Below are 21,784 nucleotides of genomic sequence, written 5' to 3'. Positions count from 1 at the left end.
AAAGGAAGGTAGAAAAAAGTGAAAAAATTATTAGTTGGTTTAATGGCTGGAGCTATGGTTTTAGTAGGATGTTCTAGCAACAGTGGGAGTGATACTCAAAAATTAGTTGTATCAACATGGGGATTAAATGCTGATATTGTACAAAAAGATGTTTATGAACCATTTGAAAAAGAAAACAATTGTGAAATTGTTGTAGAAGAAGGTGGAACTTCAGATCGTTACACAAAATTTGCTAATAATCCAAATTCTGATGTTGATATTATTGAATTATCTCAGGCAGAAGCACAAAAAGGATATGCAGCTGGTTTATTTGAAAAATTAGATTATAGTAAAATTGGAAATGCGAAAGATTTAATTGATGCAGCGTCTAAGCTAAAAGATGATAATGGATATGGTGTTCCTTATACTTTAAATAGTATTGGTATTATTTATGATAAGGAAGCAACTGGATTTGAAATTAAAGAATGGAATGATTTATGGGATAGTCGTTTAAAAGGTCAAATTTCTATTCCTGAAATTACAACAACTTTTGGACCAGCAATGGTACATATTGCAAGTGATTATAAAGGTGTAGATATTACATCTGATAATGGAAAAGCGGCATTTGAAGCTTTAGAAGAATTAAAACCAAATATTGTGAAAACATATACAAAATCTTCAGATTTAACAAATATGTTCAGTGCTGGAGAAATTTCAGTTGCTGTTGTTGCTGACTTTGGTGTAAGTTTAATTCAAAAAAATAATGAAAATTGTGAATATGTAGTACCTGAATCAGGAACATATGCCAACTTTAATACAATTGAAGTGAATAAAAATTCAGACAATAAAGATTTAGCATATAAATATATTGATTGGCGTTTAAGCAAAGATTTACAATATAAAGATGCTGTTTCTGATTTGAATGAAGCACCTACAAATAAAACAGTTGAATTAACTGAAGAAGAAGCACTTAATAAAACTTATGGTGATGTAGCTGCTAGAGCTAAAGTTATTGATTTCAAATTTGTCAATCCACTATTAGAGGATTGGGTTGATCAATGGACACGTATTTTAAATAGTTAGGAGATGTTGTCATGAATCAACTCATCAAAAACGTACAGGTTTATAATACATTTACACAAAGTTTTGAAAAAAAGAATGTTTATATTCAAGAAGATAAATTTTATTATATTTGTGATGATGAACCACTTGAAAGTCAAGAAGTGATTGATGGACAAGGTAAGTACATGATTCCTGGGTTGATTGATATTCATATGCATATTGAAAGTTCTATGACAGTTCCTGGTGAATTTTCCAAAGCAGTATTGCCTCATGGGGTCACAACAGTGGTTGCTGACCCACATGAGATAGCGAATGTTTTTGGAATACGTGGAATTGAAACGATGATATCCAATGACACAACATTGGATATTTTTTATGGAATTCCTTCTTCTGTTCCTTCTACCAATGAACATTTGGAAACAACAGGAGGAAAAATAGATGTAGATGATGTCAAACAGCTTTTAGAGAATCCTCGTATTTTATGTTTGGGTGAAGTCATGAACTTTAAAGATTTGATTGGTGGACAAGATACACTCATTAATCAGATTATTCAAGCCTGTCATGAAAAAAGATGGCAGTTACCTATTGAAGGACATTGTCCTAAAATTACGGGGCTTGATTTAGCACGATATATTTATCAGGGTGTTGATGCAGATCATACCCAACAGACACCAGAATCCATTGTTGAAAAGATAAAAAATGGCATGTTTCTGGAAATTCAAAGAAAATCAATGAATGCAGATACGATTCGTACATTGGTAGAACATCAATTTTATGAATATTTTGCATTGGTGACAGATGATGTGATGGCTGACCAGTTAGAGCAGGGACATTTGAATCTTTTAGTCAAATTAGCTTATGATTTAGGTATGCCAATTGAAAAAGCTATTTATTGTGCCACTTATACACCAGCTAGACGTATGCATATGATTGATCGTGGATGTATAGCGCCAGGGAAAATAGCGGATTTTATCTTGTTGGATGATTTATATTCTTTTTCTATTGATAGTGTGTATAAAAAAGGACAATGTGTTTATCATCAAACAAAACAAATAGAAATTCAAGAACAACAGTCACAGTTTCCACAAGAGTTTTACCATTCACTTTATGCCAGACAAGCAAAGAATGAAGATTTTATGATACCATCATCAAAAAAAGAAGTTCTTTGTCATGTTATGGAAGTACAGCCACATTCCACTTTTACAAAGCATCTGCAAATGAAATTACCAGTCAAAGACGGCTATGTAGATTATCAAAGTGCGGGACTTTGCTTATTGACTATTTTTGAAAGATATCAAAAAAATGGACATATTACACATGCTTTGGTGAAAAATACATTACAAACAAAAGGTGCAGTTGCGACAAGCTGGGCACATGATCATCATAATATCATGATTTTAGGTAATAATATTGAAGATATGGTTATTGCACAGCATCAGCTTCTCCAACAACAAGGTGGATATCTGGTTGTTCAAAATCAAAAAATTCAAGCCAACACTGTATTAAATATTGGTGGTATTGTCAGTGATCAGCCATTAAAAGAATTAGCTCAAGATTTACGACAAGTCAGAAAAGCGATGGAAGATTTAGGATATGTTCATGATAATGTGATTATGTCATTATCCACATTATCTTTACCTGTTTCACCAGAACTGAAAGTGACTGATTATGGGATGTTGGATACTTATCATCAGACAATTGTGCCACTCATGGAGGACAGTTATGAGAACATTGATTAAAAATGTAACAATTTTAACAATGAATGAACATTTTGATGTCATTGAAGATGGACAAATGCTCATTGATGATGAAAATATAATTGAAATAGGGAAAACATGTGTACAAAAATATGATCAATGCATAGATGGACATCATGGTATTTTATTACCAGGTATGATTAATATCCATACACATCTAGGAATGATTCCTTTTCGTGGGCTAGGTGATGATTGTCCTGATCGCTTACGTCGCTTCTTATTTCCATTGGAATCTAAATATATGACGGCTGATCTTGTTTATCATAGCTCCAAGTATGCTATGGCTGAAATGTTGTTATCAGGGATTACAACATTTATGGATATGTATTATTTTGAAGATGAAGTCGCAAAAGCAGCTGATGAAATGAAAATGAGAGGTTTTGTTGGAGAAACGATTGTTGATTTCCCTAGCTGTGATAGTGAACTGGCTTATGGGGGATTAGATTATTGTCGATGGTTTATACCTCGATGGAAAAATCATCCGTTGATTGTTCCATTTATTGCGCCACATGCGACAAATACAAATGATTTAGAACATCTTCAGCTTGCTCATCAATTGGCAACACAATACAATGTGCCTTTATCATTGCATGCCAGTGAATTGGATTATGAGATGGATTATTTCCAAAAAGAGTATCACATGACACCAACAGCATTTTTAGATCATTATGATTTATTGGATCAAAATGTTATTCTAGCACATTGTATTCATATCAATAATGATGATATAAAGTTAATTCAAAAAAATAAGAGTGGTATTGCACATTGTTTGGTTTCTAATTTAAAAGCAGCAAAAGGAGTTATGCCTTTAAAAGAACTATTAGAAAATGGTGTGAGTGTTGGTTTAGGGACGGATGGACCATCAAGTGGGAATACTTTAGAGCTCTTTTCAATGTTGAAAATGATTGCCTGTGTTCATAAAACTGTGAATCATGATCGTGGCGCATTTCATGCACAGGATATCCTTTCTTTAGCAACTATTCATGGTGCAAAAGCCTTACATATTGATCATCTGGTTGGTTCATTAGAAGTGGGGAAAAAAGCAGATTTTATCATTGTTGAAACAGATTCAGTGAATATGTATCCACTTTATGATCCTTATTCAGCACTGGTTTATAGTGCCAATCCAAGCCAGGTAGATACTGTTTTTGTCAATGGAAAATGTCTGGTGCGTCATAAGAAATTACAATTAGAAAAACTTTCTGATTTGAAACAAAATCTTCAAAAGGCATCTCAGACTTTTTCGAAAAAGGCTTTAGAATATGCCAAAAAAATGCCAGATGAATAAGACAATTTATTATTATCAGTATCCATTTCCTATTGGGAAAATAATGATTGCCTGTAAAGATCAAGCCATTATTTATTGTGGTCAACCAATCTTTTTAGAAAATGGTATTTATGAAAACACAGAGTGTTTAAAAAATATAGCCAAGCAGATTGAAGAATATTTTCAAAAAAGAAGACAAACTTTTGATTTCCATTATATATTTTTAAAAGGAACAGCTTTTCAAAAGAAAGTTTGGCAGGCTGTTATGGACATTCCATATGGTCAAACAAGAACCTATCGTGATATCGCTGAAAAGATTGGACATCCGCGGGCTTATAGGGCTGTTGGAAGTGCTTTGCGTGAATGCCCATTTTCACTGCTTATACCATGTCATCGTGTCATTGGTTCATCACAAAAATTAGGTGGCTATGGAAAAGACATTGATGTCAAGATATTTTTATTACAACTTGAACAAGCAGACTTGGTATCCTGAATGGATTATGCTAGAATGGATATAAGGTGGTGAAACAATGGAGAAAATATCTATATCACAGTTTGATGATGTTTATCATTTATTTCAGCGATCTTTTGTATTGGAAGAGTTAAGACCCTATGAACAGATGAAAAAGTTATTTCAACAAAATCTATTTAGCATTTATGCAAAATATGATCATAATGAGTTACAAGGGGCAATGATTGTATGGGAATTGGAAAATTGTGTTTATTTAGAAAACTTTGCAATTGAAACAAAGATGCGTGGTCAAGGATTAGGAACATACTTTCTACAACAATTTTGTTATTTATATAAAGATAAATTCTTATTTTTAGAAGTGGAAGTTCCTCATGATGAAATATCTCGAAAACGTATCCAGTTTTATGAAAGAATGGGATTTGTTTTAAATCCTTATCAGTATATACAACCTACATTTAGAGAAAATGATCATTCAGTTCAATTGACATTCATGACATATCCAAAAGTCATGGATGATCAACAATATCAAATGATAAAAAAAGAAATATTTAAAATTGTTTATCAACAAAAGGGAGAATTATGAAAGCGTTAGAAGAAAAAATTATTAGAGAAGGTATTGTAAAAAAAGGAAATATTTTAAAAGTCGATAGTTTTTTAAATCATCAGATTGATGTTGCATTTTTAGATGAAATGGGAAAAGAGTTTCAAACACTTTTTCAAAAACATCCCATTAATAAAATTTTAACGATTGAAGCCAGTGGTATTGGTGTAGCTGTTATGACTGCAAGACATTTTCAAAATGTACCTGTTGTCTTTGCAAAAAAATCAAAATCATCAAATATCTCTGATGAATTATATCATACAACAGTAGAATCATTTACACATCAAAATACAAATGATGTTGTGATTTCAAAACAATATTTAAATGAAAATGATCATGTCTTAATCATTGATGACTTTCTAGCTAATGGTTGTGCAGTTTTAGGATTAATTGATTTGATTCATCAAGCTGGGGCAACTGTAGAAGGTATTGGTATTGTCATTGAAAAAGGTTATCAAAGTGGTGGAAAGACAATTAGAAAATTAGGTTATCATTTAGAATCACTAGCAATCATTGATCAGATGGATGATGAAAAAGGAGAAATTGTCTTTAGATAAGAGGAAATATCTTGAAAAAAACCAAGATATTTTTTCTTTTCCAGGTTGAATAAAGAGGAAGAATCATGTATCCTAATAGTATTAATGGAGGCGATAATCATGAGTAAAATTGTGAAATTTGGTGGTTCATCGTTAGCTGATGCAACACAATTTCAAAAAGTCTATGATATTATAAAAAGTGATAAAGACAGACGATTTGTTGTGCCAAGTGCACCTGGAAAAAGATTCAAAGATGATACCAAGGTGACAGATCTTTTATATAAAATCTTTTATGCTAAGACAAAAAATGAGTTTCATTTGTATTTTGATCAGCTTAAAGAACGTTTTTTAGATATTATTGAAGGATTGCATATTGATATATCTCTTGAAGAAGATTTTCTAGCTATTCAAAAAGCTTTAGAAGATGGAACGAGTGAAGATTATATTGTGAGTCGTGGAGAATATTTAAATGGAAAGATTTTGGCTGCTTATTTAGGGTTTGAATTTATTGATGCCAAAGATGTTATCTTTATTGATGAAGATGGACGTTATGATGCGAAAAAAACAGATCCTATTTTATCTCAAAAACTAGAATCAGTTTCTTATGCAGTGATACCTGGATTTTATGGATCGCTTAATGATGATAGTGGTCAGATTAAAGCTTTTTCTAGAGGGGGTTCAGATGTAACAGGATCTATAGTGGCTAAAAATGGGAAAGTTGATTTATATGAAAACTGGACTGATGTATCAGGTTTTTTGATTGCTGATCCACGTATTGTGAAAAATCCTGATGTTATTGAAACAATTACTTATAAAGAATTAAGAGAATTGTCTTATATGGGAGCTTCAGTCTTGCATGAAAATTCTGTTTTCCCTGTCCGTAAGGAAGGAATTCCTATTCATATAAAAAATACCAATAGACCTCAAGACCCAGGAACTTTGATTGTAGAAAGTACCTGCCATAAGCCAGCACATGTGATTACGGGTATTGCGGGAAAACAAGGCTTTGCGACAGTCATGATTGAAAAAGATATGATGAATTCTGAAATTGGATTTGGGCGTAAAGTTTTACAAGTTTTTGAAGATTATCATGTTTCATTTGAACATATGCCTTCGGGTATTGATACAATGACAGTGATTGTCAATACTGAAGAATTTATTGATAAAGAACAAGATATTTTAGCGGGATTACATCGCAGTGTGCACCCTGATTCTATTATTTTAGAGTCGGATTTATCGTTGATTGCGGTAGTAGGTAGAGGAATGAAAGCCAGTCGAGGAACAGCGGCTCGTGTTTTTAAGGCTTTGGCTAAAGAAAATATCAATATCAAAATGATTGATCAGGGATCTAGTGAATTAAATATTATTATTGGCGTACGTAACTGTTATTTTAAGCCAGCTATTAAAGCTATTTATAAAGAATTCATTGATAATGAAAGGGATGGATTATGAATATTTTAATGTTGGCTCCTTTACAAAAAGATAATTTTGAAAAGATAGAACAACATTTTTCTCAAGATCATTTTATTTATGCAACTAGGCATACTGTGACACAAAAGATGATTGACCAGTGTGATGTGATTGTTGGCAATCCACCGTTGCAATATGATTTGAATCGTGAGCATTTACAGGCGATCTTATTAAATAGTGCGGGAAGTGATGAATATGTCAAACCAGGTATTTTGTCTTCTCATACTCTTTTAGCTAATGCTTCTGGAACTTATGGCGTGGCTATTGCTGAACATACTATTGGTATGATCTTAGCTTTGAATAAAAATTTTAAAACATATATTCAGCATATGCAAAATGGAATCTGGCAGGCAGATACTATTGGAAAAGAGCTTTATCGTCAGACTGTTGTGATTGTTGGTTTAGGAGATTTAGGATATACAATCGCAAAACGCTTAAAAGCTTTTGACTGTTATAACATTGGTGTAAGACGTCGACCATCTCAATGTCCATCATGTCTTGATGAAATTTATACAACGGATCAATTGGAAGATGTTCTTCCACGTGGAGATTTTGTTATTTTGGCGTTGCCTCAATCTTCGCAGACTTATCATTTATTTGATCAGCAAAAACTGATGTTAATGAAGAGGGATGCTGTATTGATTAATGTTGGAAGAGGAAGTGCTATTGCTACTGATGATCTTGTCAATGTATTGAATCAGGGGCATCTTTATGGGGTTGGGTTAGATGTTGTTGAAGAAGAACCATTGCCAGCTGATCATCCGCTTTGGCAAATGGATAATGTTTTGATAACGCCACATGCTTCAGGTGGTTATGTATGGGAAAGTGCCAGAACTTATTTTACTGATTTAGTTATAAGAAATTTAGAGCATCTTAAAGCACATGAAGAGTTAGAAAATTTAGTTGACTTTCAAACAGGTTATCGTTATCATACACTCAATCTTTAAAATTATAATTACTGATTTTGGTAATCTAAAATAACACGGGGTTGTGGGGTTTTGGATTATAAGAAATTGTGGGAAGGCTGTTCTTCCCACAATTTTAAAACTGTATAGGAGAATCATGATCTGATGATGGGTCATGGTTCTTTTTTTCTGCTTTTTCTATCAGTTTATCTAACTTCAGATTGATTTCCTGAGTCAAGTCATCCAGTTCATCTGCATATTCATCATATTGAGTCTGTATAGTATGTCTTCCAGCAGACGTTGTCTGCTGATAATGCTTACATCATGATTGTCCACAATCAGTGTATAAATCTTTTTTCTTGTCATCATTCTGTAAAATCCCCCTTGTTTTTGATTGGATACAGGTGATATGTTGAGTCTTTATTGAGACTGTACATGATTCTTGTCTTGAAACGATGCCAGTTGAGGTATCCGTTTGAACTGTGTTTCAGCAGCTTGATGGATTTGTTTCTGTTTTCAATCAGGCCGTTTGATATGCGTCTTCCATTTGCCGGCACAAATGAATTCACAATCTCATATTTCCATTTGACCAGTGTATTCCCAAAATCCATCATTTCCTTGATCTGGGAATCAATAGCTTGCTGATGATGCATATAGGACATTTGACTTTATTGACAGAAAGTATCAATAAGAAATTATTAGTCATAAAGATAGTGGAAAGAAGCAGGAGCTTAAAAAGTAAAAACTACTTTTGGCTATATCAGATCAAAGATGGAATCGGCGAATATTGAAATTTGGTCATATAGGAATTGAAGACTATCTGCAAATACGAAGACATCAGCCTTATAAGCAATTAAAATTGAATGTATAAAAATAGAGTCATAATATATACAAGGCAACTGATAGGTTGCCAGGTCGGTTATACCCTTTTTTTCTTTATTGAAAAAATCATTCAATATCAAGACAATTTGAAACAGAAATTACCAAATTGGATACTTCTGCTTTGCAAAATCCCGAAACTCAAAATTAATATAGTATTGACATAAATGTTATGTTCTGATATAGTTATTTCATAAGTTAGCTAAAGCTAACTATGTAAGGAGGTTTATATGAAAAAATTTTTTGCTGTAGTACTTACAGGTTTCTTATTGATGACAACAGCTTGTTCATCATCGTCAACTAATGAATATGAAAATAAAAATACAAATACATCTACACAATTTCCAATTACAATAAAACATGCTTTTGGAGAAACAACGATTACAGAAAAGCCAGAGCGCATAGCAACCATAGCTTGGGGAAATCAGGATGTCCCATTGGCATTGGGAGTTGCTCCAGTTGGTGTTTCAAAAGGAAATTTCGGTGAATTAACGAAAGATGGGTTATCACCATGGACACAGGAGGCATTTAAAAAATTAGGAGTAACAGAGCCAGTAGTCTATGATGATACAGATGGGTTAGATTATGAAGCTATTGCGGATAGTAATCCGGATATCATTCTAGCTGCTTATTCAGGATTAACACAAGAAGAGTATGATACCTTAAGTAAAATTGCTCCTGTAGTTGCATATCCACGTGTAGCATGGCAGACATATTGGAGAGAGCAAGTTACGATTAATGCAGAAGCTATGGGGATGAAAGATGAAGGAGAAGCATTGGTTAAAGAAACTGAACAATTAATTGCGAATAAATTGAAAGAATATCCTCAGATAGAAGGCAAAAGCGGAGCTTTCCTTTGGGTTAATCCAGCAGATACTAGCTCATTCTATGTATATTTAACTAGTGATCCTAGAGCTTCCTATCTTACAGACTTAGGTTTATCATTCCCTGAAAATATTAAGGAAATGGGAAAAGATGAAACGACTTTCTCTTTGACGGTTTCCGCAGAAAATGCAGATATTTTAAATAATGTAGATATTTTAGTTACTTATGGTGATGATACAACCCTAAAAGCTTTACAGAAAGATGCTATCTTTGGAAAGATTCCAGCTATTAAACGTGGTTCAGTAGTAGTTATTGATAGTAATAGTGCATTAGCAGGTTCTGCGACTCCTACAGTTTTAGGTATTTCTGCAACAATTGATGAGTATTTATCATTAATTGGACAGGCTGCAGATAAGGTAAACGAATGAGAAAAAAGAATGTTTATTTCTTGTTTGTGATTCTTTCTCTATGTCTAATTGTTGTTTCTGCATTGTCTATTTTATATGGTTCTAAATCAGTAGATATGGAGACATTATTTGATGCATTATTTACCAACAAAGAAAGCTTTTCTATTAGTGTTGTTCAGGCAAGAATACCACGAACTTTGTTTGGTATTTTAGCTGGAGCTTCTTTAGGAGTATCTGGTTGTCTGATGCAATCAATTACCCGAAATCCAATTGCAGATCCTAGTATTTTAGGAATAAATACAGGAGCATCTCTCTTTGTGGTTGTGGGAATTGCGTTCTTTTCAATCTCTTCACCAAGTCAGTATATCTGGCTTGGTTTCACAGGGGCTATATTAACTGCAATACTTGTTTATGGTATTGCTTCTGTAGGACAAAGTGGAGCTACTCCAATTAAGTTAGCACTAGCAGGAGCTGCAACATCGATGGCACTTATGTCATTAGTGAATACAATCATGTTACCAAATTCACAGGTAATGGATAGTTTTCGTTTTTGGCAAACAGGAAGTATTGGCGGAGCTAAGTGGAATATGATTTTAGTACTGCTTCCGTATTTCATTTTAGGATTACTTCTATCATTTTATTTATCATCTTCATTAAATACTTTAGCGTTAGGCGATGAATTAGCCACAAGCTTAGGAATAAATAGTAAGAAAGTAAGAGCAATGGCAGCATTTGCAGGAGTACTATTATGTGGTGCTACAACAGCATTAGCTGGTCCAATTGCTTTTGTTGGATTAATGGTTCCCCATATTATGCGATTATTAATAGGATCGAATATGCATTATCTCCTTCCATTATCTGCATTGGGAGGAAGCATACTGTTACTAGGTGCAGATATTATTGGAAGAGTAATCGCAAGTCCAGCAGAATTAGAAGTTGGAATTATAACCGCAATTCTTGGAGCGCCAGTCTTTATTTATATTGTTAGAAAGGTGAAAATACGTAGTTTATGAAAAAACAGACAAGAGAAATTATAGAACGTGTTTATCATCACCAGAGAAAAAGAATTATAACCATTACTATCATATTATGCATTATATTATGTATACTTATGGCACTATCCATGATGCTTGGTAATACTTTTTACTCTCTAAATACTGTTATTCAGTCCTTATTGTATGAAAATATACCAGGAGCATCATTTACTGTTAATACATTACGTTTTCCAAGAATGTTAGCAGGCGTATTTTGTGGAATAGCCTTTGGTATGGCAGGAAATACCTTTCAGAAAATGTTAGGTAATCCATTAGCTAGTCCTGATATTATAGGCGTAACATCTGGAGCTAGTACAGTAGCTGTATTTTGTATTCTTATCCTTCATTGGAGTGGAAATGCTGTTTCTATTGGCGCAATCTTAGGCGGAATGCTTGTAGCATTTCTGATCTATCGTCTATCGCAGGGAATCGGATCAAATAATGGCAGAATGATTTTAATCGGTTTAGGATTTCAGGCATTCTTACAAGCAGTGATTTCTTATATTATACTTCGTGCAGCACAATATGATGTAGCAAATGCCTTACGGTGGTTAAGCGGAAGTTTAAATAATGTCACAATAGAAGAAGCGGTTCGAATTGTAATTGTAGTAATTTTCATGGGAAGTTCTCTAGTATATTTAAGTAGAAGACTGATGCTTTTACAGTTGGGAGAAGATTTTGCGACTACTTTAGGTTTAAATATTCAAAGAACAAAGTTACTGTTGATTGTTAATGCAATTATTCTCTCTGCTGTAGCAACTTCCATCAGTGGTCCAATTGCAGCTGTATCCTTTTTATCTGGTCCTATCATTACTAGAATCTGCAAAGGAAATCAGGCTAATATGTTACAAGCCGGTCTTATGGGAGCTATTCTTGTATTAGCGGGAGATTTAGTTGCCCAAAATTTATTACCAGCTCGTTATCCAGTAGGAATTATTACAGGTATTTTAGGAGCACCATATTTATTACTGATGCTATTTAGAATGAATCATAAAGGAGGCTAATATGACAGATTGTTTATATGCAGAACATTTATCCTCAGGATATGGAAATCATACAATTGTGAAGGATGTCGATCTAGTGTTGCCAGAGCATAAAATTAGTGTAATAATTGGTTCAAATGGATGTGGGAAATCAACTTTATTGAAAACATTATGCAAATTAGTTCTTCCTTCAAATGGTGCTGTATATTTGAATAATAAAGACATACATAAATATCCTTCAAAAGCATTAGCAAAAAACTTAGGATTAATGCCACAGTCACCTATTGTACCTGAGGGAATAACTGTTGCTGATTTGGTCGCAAGAGGTCGATTTCCATATCGTCAGCCACTAAAAGGGATGAGCAAAGAAGATTATCAAATTGTTAGTGAAGCAATGGATATGATGGGTATCTCTGATTTAGCTGATCGATGTGTAGATGAATTAAGCGGTGGACAAAGACAGAGAGTATGGCTAGCTTTAGCATTAGCACAGGATACAGATATTTTGTTGTTAGATGAACCTACAACTTTTTTAGATATATCTTATCAGATCGAAATTTTAGACTTATTAACTGAATTAAATCAGAAAAAAGGTACAACCATCGCCATGGTATTACATGATATTAATCTATCTGCTCGCTACGCAGATTATATATTTGCGATATCTAATGGAAAATTACTAGCTCATGGAACACCAGAAGAAATAATTAATGAAGAAATCATACGAGAAGTTTATGGTTTAAATAGTAAAATTATTAAAGATCCTATAACACAACGGCCAATGATTATTCCTATTGGAAAATGTAAATAATTTATATTGAGGAATGGACAGTGTGTTTCATTCTTTTTATTATTTTCAATGCTTTCGTTATTTGGATATCCAAATGATGAGGGCATTTTTATTTGAAAATATTATTTTTTATCATTTTGGTTGCTATTTTATAAAAATCATATATAATGTTAGTATACCCCACAGGGGTATGGGAGGTATCTTATGAAACAGAAATATGATGTTGTGGGTATGACATGCAGTGCATGCAGTGCTCATGTAGATAAAGCTGTCAGGCATCTTGATGGTGTTCATGATGTTAATGTTAATCTTTTAAGCAATTGTATGGTTGTTGACTATGATGAAAATAAAGTCAACGATCAAATGATTGAAAAAGCTGTAGAAGATGCAGGATATAAAGCTGTATTAGAAAAAGAAACTGTTCAAGCACAGAAACAGGAAGAAACAGTTGATCATAAGAAAAAATCATTGATTCTTTCTTTTGTCTTTTTAATTCCTTTGTTTTATATTTCAATGGGACATATGCTAGGAGCACCTTTACCATCTATTCTTGTTGGTGAAGAAAATATGATGGTTTTTGCTTTAACGCAGCTCTTTTTAACTTTGCCAGTCATGTATATCAATCGTGGCTATTTTCAAAGAGGTTTTAAGTCTTTATGGCATCGCAGCCCTAATATGGACACACTTATAGCTATTGGTTCAACGGCTGCGGCAGTTTATAGTATTTATGCTATTTTTATGATGGGTTATGATTTAGGTCATGGCAATCTTCATGATGCTCATCAATATATGATGCAGCTTTATTTTGAGTCAGCAGCCATGATTTTGACCCTTATTTCTTTAGGAAAATATTTAGAATCTCGTTCTAAAAAGAAAACAACGGAAGCAATTGAAAAACTGATTCACTTAATGCCGTCTTCTGCAACACTTTTGAAAGATAATCAGGAAGTAGAAGTGGCTATTGATGATGTGCAGATTGGCGATATTATGATTGTCAAACCTGGGCAAAATATACCTTTAGATGGTGTGATTATCAAAGGACAGACATCCATTGATGAGTCTATGATTACTGGTGAAAGTTTACCCGTAGACAAATCTGTCGATGATAAAGTGATTGGTGCAACGATGAATGTAGAAGGGTATATTCAAGTTGAGGTGACTCATACAAGTCAAGAAGCGACCTTATCACAAATCATAGAATTGGTTGAAGAAGCCAGCTCATCTAAAGCCCCAATTGCAAAACTGGCAGATCAGATTAGTGGAATCTTTGTACCAGTTGTAATTGTGATTGCTTTAGTGACATTTGTTTTATGGGTGACTCTTGGTGGACAGACTTTCCATTTTGCTTTAACATGTGCGATTGCAGTATTGGTTATTTCTTGTCCATGTGCATTAGGTTTAGCAACTCCAACTGCCATTATGGTGGGAACAGGAAAAGGCGCACAATTAGGTATTCTGATCAAATCAGCAGAAAATCTAGAATTATTATCTAAGGCAAAAAGTATTGTTTTAGATAAAACGGGAACGATTACAAAAGGAAAACCGCAGGTAACTGAAATTTATCCTATTGGTATAGACACTAAAGAGTTATTAACTTTAGCTGCTTCTATTGAAAGTTCATCACAGCATCCTCTTGCCAAAGCTGTAGTTGATTATGTCAAAGAGCAGGGGATATCTTTAAAAACTGTTGAAAATTTCCAGATGTTATCTGGTAAAGGGCTAAAAGGGACTATTGATGGAGGTATGATTTTATCTGGTAATCAACGTTTGATGAAGGAACATGATATTGATTTATCACCTGTACAAGCCAAAGCGCAACTTTTAGCAAGCCAAGGAAAAACGCCATTATTCTATGCTTATAATGGACAAATGATTGGTTTAATTGTTGTCAGTGATGTGTTAAAGGAAACAAGTCAAAACGCTATTAATCAATTAAAAGATATGGGATTAACTATTTATATGTTGACAGGAGATAATCAATTAACTGCTCAAGCGATTGGTGATGAACTGGGAATCCAGGTCATTGCTGAAGTTTTACCACAGGATAAAGAAAAACATATCAGAGATTTACAAGCAAAAGGTGAACGTGTTATCATGGTAGGAGACGGAATTAATGATGCTCCAGCGCTTATGCGTGCCGATATTGGTATAGCGATGACGTCGGGAACTGATATAGCCATGGATTCAGCAGACATTGTTTTGATGAAAAATGATTTACAGGATGTTGTGAATGCGATTGAACTGAGTCATGCAGTGTTAAAAAATATTAAAGAAAATCTGTTTTGGGCATTTTTCTACAATGTGATTGGAATTCCAATTGCAGCAGGTGTGTTCTATCCAGTCTTTGGATGGCTGTTAGATCCTATGTTTGGTGGTGCGGCAATGAGTTTGAGTTCGATCTTTGTTGTCAGCAATGCCCTAAGACTGAGATTTTTTAAACCTAAACATCAAAATACAATAATCAGACAGGAGGAAAAGAAAATGGAAAAAACAATGAATATTGAAGGTATGATGTGTCCAAATTGTCAAAAGCATGTAGATAAAGCTTTAAATAGTATTGAAGGTGTAGAAGCAACAGTAGATTTAAAAAATAACTGTGCTTATTTAAAATTATCTCATGATGTTGATGAAAGTATCTTAATCAAAGCAGTTGAAGATGCTGGTTATAGTGTTAAAGGATTTGAATAATGCAGGCAGATCAAAAACATGTTATGCGTTTATTAAAAACAGCTCGAGGACAGATTGATGGCATCATGAAAATGATTGAAGATGATCGTTATTGTATTGATATATCTAATCAGATCATGGCAACTCAGGCTATTTTAAAACGTGCTAATAAAGAAATTATTGGAGCTCACATGCAGCATTGTGTTCATGATGCTATTGGCAGTCAAGATGCTGATCAAAAAATAGAAGAGATGATGGACGTTATCAATCAATTAATGAAGTAACAAAAAGTCAAGATTGTTTATTGCAGTCTTTGACTTTTTTCTTTATACTTTTTTATAAGGAGATGAACTGAATGAAACAAGGCGTTTTAATGCAATATTTTGAGTGGTATTTACCTTCAGATCCTCATTTGTATCAAAAAGTTAAGGCTGATGCACAGCATCTTTTTGATATAGGAGTGACAGCGTTGTGGTTACCACCAGCTTTTAAAGGTATTGGTGGAACTCAGGATGTTGGTTATGGGGTATATGATTTATATGATTTGGGTGAATTTTATCAAAAAGGAACTGTTCCAACAAAATATGGAACCAAAGATGAATATTTACAAGCAATCCAGGCCCTGCAACAAGTCGGCATACAGGTTTATGGGGATATTGTATTGAATCATAAAATGGGTGCTGATGGCTATGAAGATGTGAAAGCGAGTGAAGTCAATCAACATGATACCTATGATATTGAAAGACAAAATGAATGGATTCAAGTTCCGACTCTTTTTACTTTTCCCAATCGTCATCAAAAATATAGTGATTTTACATGGGATTGGAGTTGTTTTGATGGCATAGATTATGATGCCAAAACAAAACGTCATGCTACTTTTTTGTTTCAGGATAAAACATGGGACTCACAGGTTGATAATGAAAATGGGAATTATGATTATTTAATGGGAGCAGATTTAGATTTTTCAAATCATCGTGTTGTAAGTGAACTTAAAAGATGGGGAGAATGGTACTTAGATACAACACATATAGACGGTTTTAGATTGGATGCAGTTAAACATATTAATGCATCATTTTATCAGGATTGGCTTTATCATATGCGACAGTATACACACCAAGAATTATTTACAGTGGGAGAATATTGGCATGGTGATGTACAAAAATTACTTCAATATCTCACTGAAGTGAATTATTCATTATCATTATTTGATGTTCCTTTGCATTATCATTTTTATGAAGCCTCACGTAGCTTTGGACAATATGATATGTCCCAAATTTTTAATAACACATTGGTTCAAAAAGCCTGTATGAATGCTGTCACATTTGTTGATAATCATGATACACAACCACAGCAAGGTCTGCAATCATGGGTTTTGGATTGGTTTAAACCACTGGCCTATGCCTTGATTTTGCTAAGAAAGGATGGTTATCCTTGTATCTTTTATGGTGATTATTATGGAATTGAAAAACCTTCTTTATCAGGACAAAATCAGGTTATAGATCGTCTTTTATATTTACGTCAATATTATGCCTATGGTCAACAAAATGATTATTTTTATGATCGTCATATCATAGGATGGACACGAGAAGCTTATGGATTGGCTTGCATTATGACCAATCAAAATGGTGGACAACTGTACATGTATGTAGGACAGCAATATCAAAATCAGATATTTTATGATTATTTAGAAAATGTCAATGAAACTGTTACTATTGATGACAAAGGGTATGGACTGTTTACTGTTCAAGATGGAAGTGTCAGTGTTTATATACCCAAAAAATAAAGTGGTCATCTGACGATCACCACTGAAAACTCAAATATAAAACTGTGATTAACAATGTTAACATGATAGCTGTCTGAAAGATTGTGGATAGAATTTTATACGAAGAATGTGGAAGTCCACGGTGACAGGCTTTTTGGATTAACTGATAAGTAATCAATAAAGGAATCAGATTGACTACGCTCAATAATGACCCGATACAGGCAATTACTGACATTGTTAATGCGCCTAGATAATATTCCTTATATGCATACTCCATAAATTTCACTTCCTTATATGTTTATTATATATGATTTCAAAAGGTTCAAGATGAAATTTATGTTAAGTTTCTATAAAGATTATAAAAAAACAATCTCTATAATAAAGATTGTTTTTTTATGCTGTTTTTGTTTTTCTCTTGTTAAGAATAAAGACCACAATGATGACAATAATAAGCATAATTGCTGCACAGATACCTGCAGTAGGTAAAAGTTCAGGTTTACTGAACGCTTTTGTCCACATGGCTATTTTTCTAATGAATATTGCAATTGCATATCCGGCAGTCGCACTTCCTAGTAAGGCAAGAACAGCTTTAAACCATTTAGGAAAAACTTCTGCAAATAATACAGCTGTAATGAGGCAGATAAATGCAATAAACATACAAATCACAAAATGCATAGAGAAACCTCCTTTATATACAACAAATAAAATAACATAATTATGTTCAGATTGCAATAATATTATATCATGTCATTTTTTTAATCATGTGAAATTCGCTGAAAATGTAGAATTATAGCGATGAATATGTTAAACTATAAGACGTAGAAAAGAGGTAGATTATGAGATTTAATAGAGGTAAAAGATATACATATTATAGTTCGTATTCTCCATCAAGGCATCCAAGAATACGTTGGGATAGAATTGCTATTATCGGCATTGTTGTTGCAATTGTGATTGGAGTTATTGTATGGTTTAATTTTAGTCGTATTCAATTGGCTTTTAAAGGTTATTCTTTTTCACAACAAAGTGAAATACTTGCGTTAGAAAATAATGAAGTTGATGAAATCTTATCATATGATAAATTGGAACATATTTCACAATGGTTGAGCCAAAGTCAAAAAGTTCAATATTATGATGAATATGAAAAATATCTATCCTTACATAAGGATATGCAAGTGAAAGAAGTTATTTCAACTATAGATAATATTTTTGATAATTATGTTCCTAAATTAACAACGCTTAATTATTCAAATGATCAGATTTGGGAAGTTTTAAAAACCGCAGGTGTGAATGAAGTTAAACATTTGGTAGATAAACAATATACTTATGCTCAAATTGAACCATTTATGCAAGTCAAAGGATTTGTTTTTGAAGATATTGATCAATACATGGAATCATATGAAGAAAATAAAAATTATAATTATGCTGTATTGATTACAACATATCCATTTATTATTTCTGAAAATGAAGTTGATCAACCTTATACAATTCAAAATCCAGATGATGTTTTAACATTAGTGAAAAAAGGATTCTATTTACCAGCTAATTATGAACCATCTGATTTAGTGAATCCAGATCCTGATAAAGTGAAGGTGGCATCTGATTGCGACGATCCAAGATTGAGAAAAGAAGCTGCTAACGCTTTAGTAGAAATGTTTGATGCAGCTAAAAAAGAAGGTTATGATTTGGTTGTGAATAGTGCTTATCGTTCATATGCAGATCAAAAGGCAACATATGATGATTACTTCAATAAATATGATCCTGTGACTGCAGCAAGTTTAGTTGCTGAACCAGGAGGAAGTGAACATCAGACAGGATTAGGTGTTGATTTAACATGTCAGGCTGTTATTGATGATAAATTAAATGGTATTGAAAATAGTCGTTTTGGTTATAAACCTGATTATAAATGGTGTGTAGCAAATTCTTATAAATATGGTTTTATTTTAAGATATGAAGAAGATAAAGCTGGTATTACAGGTATTGCTAATGAACCATGGCATTTTAGATATGTTGGAAAAGAAGCAGCAAAAGAAATCTTTAATAATGGTTGGACATTAGAAGAATATTGCTTAAATAAAGGGGTTATCCCTGATATTAAGAAAGGTCAATAATCTAGGGTTATCCCTAGATTATTTTTTAGGAGAAAATCATGAAAACATTAATAACAACTCTCAATTCAAAATATATTCATACGTCATTATCATTGCGTTTGCTTTATGTAGCTTCTTATCATCGCTTTGATGTTGATTTTAAAGAATATACAATTAAGGATTCACTTGAACATATTGTTGATGATTTATTATCAATGCATTTAGATATGATTGCGTTTTCTTGTTATATATGGAATATTGAATATATTGATAAGCTATGCCATATGTTACGTCAAAGACAACCTGATATTATTCTTGCTTTAGGGGGACCTGAGGTCACTTATGAACCACAGTACTTTTTAGAGCATATACCAGTAGATTACATTTTAAGTGGTGAAGGGGAAGAAATATTCCCTCAATTATTAGAAGCTTTAGAAAAGAAACAGGATGTATGTTTACCAGGTGTCAGTTATCGTGGGCATATCTCATCAACAGTAGCTGTTGCAGATTTAAAATATGTAGAATCCTTAGATTCGCCGTATTGTTTACCACAAGATCAAAAAGATATGAGTAAACGTATCTTATATTTTGAAACAAGTCGAGGGTGTCCATTTCAATGTCAATATTGTTTATCTTCATTAGAACAGGGACTTAGATTTTTTAGTGAAGACTATCTCAAAAGACAACTCAATTTGATTTGTCATAGTTCAGCCAAAACAATTAAATTTTTAGATCGTAGTTTTAATGCTGATGCAAATCATGCTATTATGATTTTAGATTATATTTTTAAACATTATCAAGAAGGACAGCAATTTCAATTTGAAATTAATGCGGATGTCCTCAATCAAAAAATTATTGATTTTATTAGAGAGAAAGCACCAAAGGGATTATTGAGATTTGAAATAGGAATTCAATCAACTTATGAACCGACAAATCGCGCAGTCAAAAGAATTCAGAATTTTAAACGTTTAAGCGAAGTGATCACTATGTTAATGCAAGATGGTCAATGTGATTTGCATTTAGATCTCATTGCTGGTTTACCATATGAAACATATGAAAGATTTGCTCAATCATTTGATGATGTTTTTGCCTTTCGTGCAAAAGAATTACAATTGGGCTTTTTAAAACTATTAAGAGGAACATCATTACGTAATGATGCTAAAGATTATGGGTATGTCTATCAAAAAGAGCCTCCTTATGAAATGCTGGAAAACAAATGGTTATCTCATGATGATATGGAAAATATTCATATGGCTGAAGATATGTTGGAGAAATACTGGAATAGTGGGCGTTTTGTACATACGATGAATGCGGTGATGGATGACGTTTCTTCGCCATTTGCGTTCTTTTATGATCTTTCATGTTTTTATCATGAAAAACAATATAAAAAAATAGGTTATCAGTTAGATGAACTTTATCTTTACTTGGATTCCTATTTACCTGAGAAGTATCATGATTTATTGATTATGGATTATTTATTGCAGTTTAAAGTGAAACCTAAAAAATGGTATCAGTCTACTTTAACTCCACAATCAAAGAAACAGGTTTTAAGAGAACTTTCACAAAAATATCAGCTTGATTCTGAGCTCTTATTTAGATATGCAATTGTAGAAGAAATTCAAGATCATTATCTTGTTGTGATCTATAAAGATTATCAATGTCAGTGGTCGATGTATAAGAAAGGGTGATCATAGTATGTTAACGATGGTTGAATATGTTCATCAAAGAATATCAACGTATTCTTTTCAGGTGGGTGTTGATTTTACTATGGGAAATGGTCATGATACACTTTTTTTAGCTGAACAGTGTCCAAAGGTCTATGCTTTTGATATACAGCCTGAAGCATTGGAAAATACAAAAAAACGTTTAGGAGATAGACAACATGTACAACTGATTTTAGATAGTCATGAAAATATGAAACAGTATTTTTCATCATTTGATATAGGAATATTCAATCTTGGCTATTTACCACAGGCTTCTCATCATATTACAACAACATTGCCGTCTACTCAAGAGGCTGTCTGTCAAGCTATTGAAATGATGAAAAAAGCTCTTTTTATTGTTGTTTATCCTGGTCATGAAGAAGGATATCAGGAAAGTTTATGGATTCATGAATATGTATCACAGTTAGATTCTCATCAGTTTCATGTTTCGTGCTTTCAAATGTTGAATAAAAAGAAAGCACCTTATGTTATTGAAATAGAAAAGAAGCAGTAAATTCTGCTCAATGTCGTCAATTTAATGACATTAAAATAGAGAGAATATTTGATCAAATTCAAAATTCTCCCTTTTTTCTTTCTG

At 33.0% G+C, this 21,784-nt stretch carries 22 protein-coding genes; 18 read left to right on the top strand and 4 right to left on the bottom strand.

The annotated features are described in order from the left end of the window. The first annotated feature begins 18 nt into the window (after window positions 1-18). The 8 genes from ACESR5_RS07260 to ACESR5_RS07225 all read left to right on the top strand — a co-directional run bounded on the left by ACESR5_RS07260 (window position 19) and on the right by ACESR5_RS07225 (window position 8,091). Window positions 19-1,062 carry an extracellular solute-binding protein gene (locus ACESR5_RS07260; RefSeq protein WP_373154873.1) on the top strand — a complete coding sequence of 348 codons (1,044 nt, stop codon included), beginning with the start codon at window positions 19-21 and terminating at the stop codon, window positions 1,060-1,062. A gap of 11 nt (window positions 1,063-1,073) precedes the next feature. Further along, window positions 1,074-2,780, top strand: coding sequence for an adenine deaminase C-terminal domain-containing protein (locus ACESR5_RS07255; RefSeq protein ID WP_373154871.1), 1,707 nt, complete (start codon window positions 1,074-1,076; stop codon window positions 2,778-2,780). After that, window positions 2,764-4,086: an amidohydrolase gene (locus ACESR5_RS07250; protein ID WP_373154869.1), complete on the top strand. Its 1,323-nt coding sequence runs from the start codon at window positions 2,764-2,766 to the stop codon at window positions 4,084-4,086. The genes ACESR5_RS07255 and ACESR5_RS07250 overlap by 17 nt, the downstream gene beginning before the upstream one ends. After that, window positions 4,061-4,558, top strand: coding sequence for a methylated-DNA--[protein]-cysteine S-methyltransferase (locus ACESR5_RS07245; protein ID WP_373154868.1), 498 nt, complete (start codon window positions 4,061-4,063; stop codon window positions 4,556-4,558). Before ACESR5_RS07250 ends, ACESR5_RS07245 begins: the two co-directional genes overlap by 26 nt. A 37-nt stretch (window positions 4,559-4,595) precedes the next feature. Next, window positions 4,596-5,120: a GNAT family N-acetyltransferase gene (locus tag ACESR5_RS07240; protein WP_373154866.1), complete on the top strand. Its 525-nt coding sequence runs from the start codon at window positions 4,596-4,598 to the stop codon at window positions 5,118-5,120. Beyond that, the gene (locus tag ACESR5_RS07235; RefSeq protein ID WP_087243223.1) at window positions 5,117-5,695 is read left to right on the top strand and encodes a xanthine phosphoribosyltransferase; all 579 of its coding nucleotides are present in this window, start codon (window positions 5,117-5,119) and stop codon (window positions 5,693-5,695) included. The genes ACESR5_RS07240 and ACESR5_RS07235 overlap by 4 nt, the downstream gene beginning before the upstream one ends. A 99-nt stretch (window positions 5,696-5,794) precedes the next feature. Then, window positions 5,795-7,126, top strand: coding sequence for an aspartate kinase (locus tag ACESR5_RS07230; protein ID WP_087936811.1), 1,332 nt, complete (start codon window positions 5,795-5,797; stop codon window positions 7,124-7,126). Next, window positions 7,123-8,091, top strand: coding sequence for a D-2-hydroxyacid dehydrogenase (locus ACESR5_RS07225; protein ID WP_087936812.1), 969 nt, complete (start codon window positions 7,123-7,125; stop codon window positions 8,089-8,091). Before ACESR5_RS07230 ends, ACESR5_RS07225 begins: the two co-directional genes overlap by 4 nt. Window positions 8,092-8,283: 192 nt before the next feature. On the opposite strand, the gene ACESR5_RS07220 is transcribed toward ACESR5_RS07225, so the two are convergent. Together ACESR5_RS07220 and ACESR5_RS07215 are read right to left on the bottom strand one after the other, a co-directional pair. Then, window positions 8,284-8,418, bottom strand: a complete 135-nt coding sequence (locus ACESR5_RS07220; RefSeq protein ID WP_255374772.1) for a hypothetical protein — start codon at window positions 8,416-8,418, stop codon at window positions 8,284-8,286. Continuing rightward, window positions 8,415-8,702 (bottom strand): transposase, encoded by a 288-nt coding sequence (locus ACESR5_RS07215; protein WP_373154864.1) that lies wholly within the window; start codon window positions 8,700-8,702, stop codon window positions 8,415-8,417. The genes ACESR5_RS07220 and ACESR5_RS07215 overlap by 4 nt, the downstream gene beginning before the upstream one ends. A gap of 456 nt (window positions 8,703-9,158) precedes the next feature. On the opposite strand from ACESR5_RS07215, the gene ACESR5_RS07210 reads away from it, so the two are divergent. The 7 genes from ACESR5_RS07210 (at window position 9,159) to ACESR5_RS07180 (ending at window position 17,417) form a co-directional block, all read left to right on the top strand. Continuing rightward, on the top strand, window positions 9,159-10,181 hold the full coding sequence (locus ACESR5_RS07210; RefSeq protein ID WP_373154862.1) for an iron-siderophore ABC transporter substrate-binding protein: 1,023 nt from the start codon (window positions 9,159-9,161) through the stop codon (window positions 10,179-10,181). Next, window positions 10,178-11,173, top strand: a complete 996-nt coding sequence (locus ACESR5_RS07205; RefSeq protein WP_087243228.1) for an iron ABC transporter permease — start codon at window positions 10,178-10,180, stop codon at window positions 11,171-11,173. Before ACESR5_RS07210 ends, ACESR5_RS07205 begins: the two co-directional genes overlap by 4 nt. Further along, the gene (locus ACESR5_RS07200) at window positions 11,170-12,198 is read left to right on the top strand and encodes an iron chelate uptake ABC transporter family permease subunit (RefSeq protein WP_087243229.1); all 1,029 of its coding nucleotides are present in this window, start codon (window positions 11,170-11,172) and stop codon (window positions 12,196-12,198) included. The genes ACESR5_RS07205 and ACESR5_RS07200 overlap by 4 nt, the downstream gene beginning before the upstream one ends. A gap of 1 nt (window position 12,199) precedes the next feature. Then, a complete protein-coding gene (locus ACESR5_RS07195; protein ID WP_087254783.1) occupies window positions 12,200-12,988 on the top strand; it encodes an ABC transporter ATP-binding protein in 789 nt (262 codons plus the stop codon). Window positions 12,989-13,171: 183 nt separating this feature from the next. Then, window positions 13,172-15,655 (top strand): heavy metal translocating P-type ATPase, encoded by a 2,484-nt coding sequence (locus ACESR5_RS07190; RefSeq protein ID WP_373154859.1) that lies wholly within the window; start codon window positions 13,172-13,174, stop codon window positions 15,653-15,655. Further along, window positions 15,655-15,918 carry a metal-sensing transcriptional repressor gene (locus ACESR5_RS07185; protein ID WP_087243232.1) on the top strand — a complete coding sequence of 88 codons (264 nt, stop codon included), beginning with the start codon at window positions 15,655-15,657 and terminating at the stop codon, window positions 15,916-15,918. Before ACESR5_RS07190 ends, ACESR5_RS07185 begins: the two co-directional genes overlap by 1 nt. A gap of 71 nt (window positions 15,919-15,989) precedes the next feature. Then, the gene (locus ACESR5_RS07180; RefSeq protein WP_373154856.1) at window positions 15,990-17,417 is read left to right on the top strand and encodes an alpha-amylase; all 1,428 of its coding nucleotides are present in this window, start codon (window positions 15,990-15,992) and stop codon (window positions 17,415-17,417) included. A gap of 16 nt (window positions 17,418-17,433) precedes the next feature. Here ACESR5_RS07180 and ACESR5_RS07175 read toward each other — a convergent pair whose 3' ends face one another. Together ACESR5_RS07175 and ACESR5_RS07170 are read right to left on the bottom strand one after the other, a co-directional pair. Continuing rightward, window positions 17,434-17,673 (bottom strand): hypothetical protein, encoded by a 240-nt coding sequence (locus ACESR5_RS07175; protein WP_087243234.1) that lies wholly within the window; start codon window positions 17,671-17,673, stop codon window positions 17,434-17,436. 116 nt (window positions 17,674-17,789) lie between these two features. Continuing rightward, the gene (locus tag ACESR5_RS07170) at window positions 17,790-18,071 is read right to left on the bottom strand and encodes a hypothetical protein (RefSeq protein WP_087297604.1); all 282 of its coding nucleotides are present in this window, start codon (window positions 18,069-18,071) and stop codon (window positions 17,790-17,792) included. Between the two features lie 161 nt (window positions 18,072-18,232). Between ACESR5_RS07170 and ACESR5_RS07165 the strand changes: the two genes are divergently transcribed. From ACESR5_RS07165 to ACESR5_RS07155, 3 genes are read left to right on the top strand one after another with little or no spacing between them, the layout of a single operon-like run. Further along, a complete protein-coding gene (locus ACESR5_RS07165; protein ID WP_087297603.1) occupies window positions 18,233-19,504 on the top strand; it encodes a M15 family metallopeptidase in 1,272 nt (423 codons plus the stop codon). A gap of 38 nt (window positions 19,505-19,542) precedes the next feature. Further along, the gene (locus ACESR5_RS07160) at window positions 19,543-21,171 is read left to right on the top strand and encodes a DUF4080 domain-containing protein (protein WP_373154853.1); all 1,629 of its coding nucleotides are present in this window, start codon (window positions 19,543-19,545) and stop codon (window positions 21,169-21,171) included. Between the two features lie 7 nt (window positions 21,172-21,178). Further along, entirely contained in the window at window positions 21,179-21,700 is a 522-nt protein-coding gene (locus ACESR5_RS07155) for a class I SAM-dependent methyltransferase (RefSeq protein WP_087297601.1), read from the top strand. The last annotated feature ends 84 nt before the right edge of the window (window positions 21,701-21,784 follow it).

The organism is Clostridium sp. AUH-JLR23 (assembly GCF_964238065.1).
GTDB lineage: Bacteria > Bacillota_I > Bacilli_A > Erysipelotrichales > Coprobacillaceae > Allocoprobacillus > Allocoprobacillus merdigallinarum.
Note: the sequence above shows the minus strand (reverse complement) of the source record. Positions and strands in the feature narration are given on the sequence as shown.